This is a genomic window from Tropicimonas sp. (assembly GCF_047971885.1).
In the GTDB taxonomy this organism is placed as follows: domain Bacteria; phylum Pseudomonadota; class Alphaproteobacteria; order Rhodobacterales; family Rhodobacteraceae; genus Tropicimonas.
On sequence record NZ_JBKEAE010000111.1, the window covers coordinates 1 to 4879 of the forward strand.

The 4879-nt window shown below is 66.0% G+C and carries 5 protein-coding genes and 1 pseudogene; 4 read left to right on the top strand and 2 right to left on the bottom strand.

Annotated features, from left to right (window positions below; translation table 11 throughout):
- The coding region (gene msrB, locus ACK5IR_RS09565; RefSeq protein WP_416928273.1) for a peptide-methionine (R)-S-oxide reductase MsrB at nt 1-329 on the bottom strand (329 nt) is incomplete at its 3' end.
- A gap of 221 nt (nt 330-550) precedes the next feature.
- On the opposite strand from msrB, the gene ACK5IR_RS09570 reads away from it, so the two are divergent.
- The 3 genes from ACK5IR_RS09570 to ACK5IR_RS09580 all read left to right on the top strand — a co-directional run bounded on the left by ACK5IR_RS09570 (nt 551) and on the right by ACK5IR_RS09580 (nt 3900).
- A complete protein-coding gene (locus tag ACK5IR_RS09570) occupies nt 551-2383 on the top strand; it encodes an ABC-F family ATP-binding cassette domain-containing protein (protein ID WP_416928275.1) in 1833 nt (610 codons plus the stop codon).
- Nucleotides 2384-2536: 153 nt separating this feature from the next.
- Complete coding sequence (locus ACK5IR_RS09575; protein WP_416928277.1) at nt 2537-2869, top strand: hypothetical protein; 333 nt, start codon at nt 2537-2539, stop codon at nt 2867-2869.
- A gap of 56 nt (nt 2870-2925) precedes the next feature.
- Entirely contained in the window at nt 2926-3900 is a 975-nt protein-coding gene (locus tag ACK5IR_RS09580) for a threonine dehydratase (RefSeq protein ID WP_416928279.1), read from the top strand.
- Nucleotides 3901-3909: 9 nt separating this feature from the next.
- Here the strand turns inward: ACK5IR_RS09580 and ACK5IR_RS09585 are convergent, their stop codons facing one another.
- Nucleotides 3910-4254, bottom strand: coding sequence for an MmcQ/YjbR family DNA-binding protein (locus tag ACK5IR_RS09585; protein ID WP_416928281.1), 345 nt, complete (start codon nt 4252-4254; stop codon nt 3910-3912).
- 218 nt (nt 4255-4472) lie between these two features.
- Between ACK5IR_RS09585 and ACK5IR_RS09590 the strand changes: the two are divergent.
- Nucleotides 4473-4879 (top strand): annotated as a pseudogene (locus ACK5IR_RS09590) (cysteine--tRNA ligase); the annotation flags it as partial.

The window sequence follows — 4879 nt, forward strand, 5'->3', positions numbered from 1 at the left end:
CCGTCGGGGAAGACGTGGCCGAGGTGGCCGTCGCAATTCGTGCAATGCACTTCGGTCCGCAGCATTCCATACCGGTTGTCGTGGCTTTCGCCGATCGGCGCGGTGCCGGCGGGCCGGGTGAAACTGGGCCAGCCGCAACCGGCGTCGAACTTGTCCGATCCGTCGAACAGGACCGCGCCGCATCCGGCGCAGCGATATATGCCTGGACGGTCGGGAAAATCGTCGTGGGTAAAGGCGCGTTCGGTGCCATGGCGCCGCATCACCTCGTAGCCCAGTGCGCCGAGTTGCTCTTTCCACTCTTCATCTGTCTTCTTCAGCTTGCCGTTCATTGCGCATCTCCCGCTGCCTGGGTCCGGTCACAGGATCTATACAAGTTACGCCGTGGGCAAGGCCGCTTCGCAGGACGAGTGTCGGAGGCTTCGAGGGGAAACGATATCGGGCGTTTCATGTCGCCTGCAAGCGCCCGCTGTGCACCGTCGCAGGCTGAAAATCCCGCGCAGCCGATCGCCCGCCGCTTGATCTCGGGGCCGGGCTGCCATAGCTGGCGGCCATGGCACGCGCACCGCTTCTGCAACTTTCCGATATCTCGCTGACCTTTGGCGGCGATCCGCTGTTTTCCGATCTTTCGCTTGTCGTCCCGCAGGGCGACCGGGTGGCGCTGGTCGGACGGAACGGGTCGGGCAAATCGACGCTGATGAAGGTGATGGCGGGGCTGGTGGAGCCAGACAGCGGCGCGCGCGTCGTGCCGCCGGGGATGCATGTTGGCTACATGGAGCAGGACCCGACGATGGCGGGCTTTGCCACGCTCGGCGATTTTGCCGCGAGCGGCCTGCCCGAGGGCGAGGTTTTCCGTGTCGAGATGGCGGGCGAGGGGCTGAAGCTCGACCTTGCGCGCCCGGTCGGGACCGCTTCGGGCGGAGAGCGCCGTCGGGCGGCGCTGGCCAAGCTGCTGGCCGAGGCCCCCGAACTGATGCTGCTCGACGAGCCGACCAACCACCTCGATATTCAGGCAATCGGCTGGCTGGAGGATCAGCTTGCCGAAACGCGCAATGCCTTCGTGCTGATCTCGCACGATCGTGCCTTTCTCAACCGGCTTGCACGGGCGACGCTGTGGCTCGACCGCGGGGTGGTGCGGCGGCAGGAGCACGGCTTTACCAGCTTCGAGGAATGGCGTGACCGGACCTGGGCCGAGGAGGACGAGGCGCGTCACAAGCTCGACCGCAAGATCAAGGCCGAGGCCCGCTGGGCGGTCGAGGGCATCAGCGCCCGCCGGACCCGTAACCAGGGCCGCCTGCGGGCGTTGCAGGCGCTGCGCGCCGAACGGGCGGCACAGGTGCGCCGTCAGGGTGCCGCCGATCTGGCCATCGATTCGGGCCGCGCCTCGGGCAAGCTGGTGGTGGAAGCCAGAGACATTACGAAATCCTACGGCGAAAAGCGCATCCTGCGGCCTTTTTCGCTGCGCATCCAGCGTGGCGAGCGGGTGGCGCTGGTCGGCCCGAACGGTGTCGGCAAGACGACGCTGCTGAAGATGCTGACCGGAGAGCTGCCGCCGGATTCGGGCGCCATCCGCTTTGGCACCAATCTCGATTTGGCGGTCTTCGATCAGGCCCGCGCCCAGCTCGATCCCGGCGCGACCCTGTGGGAGAGCCTGACCGGCGACAAGGCGCTGCGCGTGCCCGGGCGCGGTGGCGATCAGGTGATGGTGCGCGGTGCGCCGAAACACGTGGTGGGCTACCTCAGGGATTTCCTGTTCTCCGAGGCGCAGGCGCGGGCGCCGGTCGAATCGCTCTCGGGCGGAGAGAAGGCACGCCTGCTGCTGGCGAAAATCCTCGCCCGGCCCGCCAACCTGCTGGTGCTCGACGAACCGACCAACGACCTGGAAATCGAAACGCTGGATCTGCTTGAGGAACTGGTCGCCGATTACGATGGTACCGTGCTTCTGGTCAGCCACGACCGCGACTTCATCGACCGCATCGCCACCACGACCATCGCCATGGAGGGTGACGGCCGGGCGGTGATCCATGCCGGCGGATGGAGCGACTATCAGGCACGGAAATCCGAATCTGAAGAAGTTGAAAATACCGTAAAATCAAAGCAGAACGACCAAAAATTAAAGCGTGACACAAGGAATGAAAGAGAAGCCTCGGCCGGTCTGACCTTTACCGAACGGCACCGGCTCGACGCCCTGCCGGCCGAGATCGAGCGGCTCGCGGCGGAAATCTCGAAGCTCGAGGAATTTCTTGCCGATCCCGGATTGTTCGCCGCCGAGCCTGTAAGGTTCGGCAAGGCCTCGGTTGCGCTGGTCGAACGCCAGCGGGTGCTGGCGGCTGCGGAAGAGGAATGGTTGACGCTGGAGGAAAAAGCCGAAGCGGCGGGCGCCTGAGATGTTACGGCAGCCCGGCGCTGTGGTAAGGCTGGCACAGATCAATCTGCCGAACCCATGATGAAAAACAATTCCCGTGGTTCCGACCGGAGGCCAGTACGCCCGTTCTTTCGGGCAACAACCCTGATTGCCCTGCTCGTTGCCGGCTGCGCGATGCCGGTACCCGATCTCGAGCGCAAGCTTGGCCCCACCGCGGCCTCCGGCGCCGCCGAAGGTGCCGGGCCGGTCGGAGCGCCGTCGACCCTGCCGGCTCAGGGTGCCAATCCGGACTGGAACCCGCGCCAGCGGATACCGAACTACAATGCGCGCGTGCTGTCCAACGAGGTCTACGGTCCGGGGATGAGTTCGGACCGCTACGGGCAGGTTGTCTATCACAAGCCGGGCTTGCGGGTCGAGGAATCGGCGCTGGGTGCGGGCGATTATCAGGATCAGTACGGCCGTCCCGTCAGGTGCTATGGCACGGGAATGGGCACATTTTGCCAGTAGGGTGGCTTGCGAAGCCTCCGGCGCGGTGATTGTCTGCTCCCGACAGAGGAGTTCCCATGATCCGCTTTTCCACCGACGATCTCGCCGCCGCGGCAAATCTCGTTCACGCCGCCATGCAGCCGACGCCGCAATACCAGTGGCCGCTTCTGTCCTCGGCGGTGGGCGCCGAGGTCTGGGTCAAGCACGAAAACCACACGCCGACCGGTGCGTTCAAGGTGCGCGGCGCCATCACCTTCATCGACTGGCTGCGCCGCACGCAACCGCAATGTCCGGGCATCTGCACCGCGACACGCGGCAACCACGGGCAGGGGCAGGCGCGGGCGGCACGTGCCGCCGGGCTGCGGGCACTGGTCTATGTGCCCGAGGGAAATTCAGCCGAAAAGAATGCGGCAATGCGGGCCTTCGGGGCCGAGCTTGTCGTTCACGGCGCCGATTTCGATACCGCGCGGGAAGAGGCGTTCCGGGTTGCCGCGCGCGAGGGGCTGGAGATCGTGCCGCCGTTCCACGAGGAACTTGTCCGGGGGGTGGCGACCCATGCCTGGGAGTTCTTTCACGCGGTTCGCGATCTTCACACCGTCTATGTGCCCATCGGCTGCGGCTCGGGCATCTGCGGCACGATACTGGCGCGCGATGCGCTGGGGCTGGCGACGCGTATTGTCGGGGTGGTCTCGGCAGGGGCGGCCTGCGCCAAGCTGTCGGTCGAGGCCGGCAGGCCGGTCGAGACCGTCACCGCCGCCACCTTTGCCGACGGCATGGCGGTGCGCGTGCCGGTGCCGGCGGCGCTGGAGATCTACGCCGCCGGAGCGGAGCGGATCGTCGCCGTCAGCGACGACGAGGTGGCCGGGGCGATGCGGCTGCTGTTCAGCGCCACCCACAATGCTGCCGAGGGCGCCGGCGCCGCCGCGCTGGCGGCGCTGATGCGGGAACGCGCGGCGATGGCGGGCCGCAGGGTCGGCGTTTTCCTGACCGGCGGCAATATCGATACCGGCATGTTCGCCGCCGTTCTCGGCGGCCAGACGCCCACGGTCTGACGCCGGTCTTCAGTCCGCCGGAAGCGCCGCCTGTACTTTTTTCGGCAGACTGCCGCGTATGACGCGATAGGATACCTGAATGCGATGCCGGATCTCGCCGGCCTCGGCTGTCGCGAACGGGACAAGTACCCACGAGCGGTGGAAATAGGGCGCCTTTTGACAAACGCTGGTGTCCCGCAGCATCTCGGCGGTTTCAACGTCGGGGCACCTGACCGAAACGCCGCGCCCCTCGGCGCCGATGGCGGCAAAGATCTTGCCGCCGATCTTCCAGATGTCGTGCCCGGGCCCGAACGGGGCGCTGACCTCCGCGCCCGGAAAGGTGGCGCAATAGCCGTTGACTGTCTGCCTGTCCATCATCGTCCCCGTCTGCGGCCCGACGCCACGCCGGACCCGTTGGCAAAAGGGCTTGGCGTTGCCCCTGTCACCGGTTATAGCGCCAACATGAACCGGCGCAGCATCTTCATTTGCATCTGCATTCGCCGCTGACATCGTCAGGCGGGCAGGTTCCTTCATTCCCATTTCCGATCGAAGTTGCCAGACCCGCCGGCGCCGCCCGGACCGAGGAGTTTACGATGGCCGACATAAGGCTCTGGAACACACTGACAAAGCGGAAGGATCCGCTCGAGCCGACGGTCCGGCCCGGTGCGGTTTCGATGTATGTCTGCGGGCCGACGGTCTATGACCGGGCACATATGGGCAACGCGCGGCCGGTCATCGTGTTCGACACGCTGTTCCGCCTGCTGCGGCACCGGTACGGGGCGGAAAATGTCACCTATGTGCGGAACTTCACCGACGTCGACGACAAGATCAACAACCGCGCGAAAGAGACCGGGCGGTCGATCGGCGAGATCACCGGGGAAACGATTCGCTGGTATCACGAGGATATGGGCGCGCTTGGCGTGCTGCGCCCCACCTTCGAGCCGCGCGCGACCGCCTTTATCGGCGAGATGATCGCGATGATCGGCGAACTGGTCGCCGA

What these genes read in the sequence shown, in the direction of transcription:
- ACK5IR_RS09570 (WP_416928275.1), top strand. Translation starts at nt 551, where the DNA reads ATGGCACGCGCACCGCTTCTGCAACTTTCCGATATCTCGCTGACCTTT.
- ACK5IR_RS09585 (WP_416928281.1), bottom strand. Translation starts at nt 4,254, where the DNA reads ATGGACAGGCAGACAGTCAACGGCTATTGCGCCACCTTTCCGGGCGCG.
- ACK5IR_RS09575 (WP_416928277.1), top strand. Translation starts at nt 2,537, where the DNA reads ATGCCGGTACCCGATCTCGAGCGCAAGCTTGGCCCCACCGCGGCCTCC.
- ACK5IR_RS09580 (WP_416928279.1), top strand. Translation starts at nt 2,926, where the DNA reads ATGATCCGCTTTTCCACCGACGATCTCGCCGCCGCGGCAAATCTCGTT.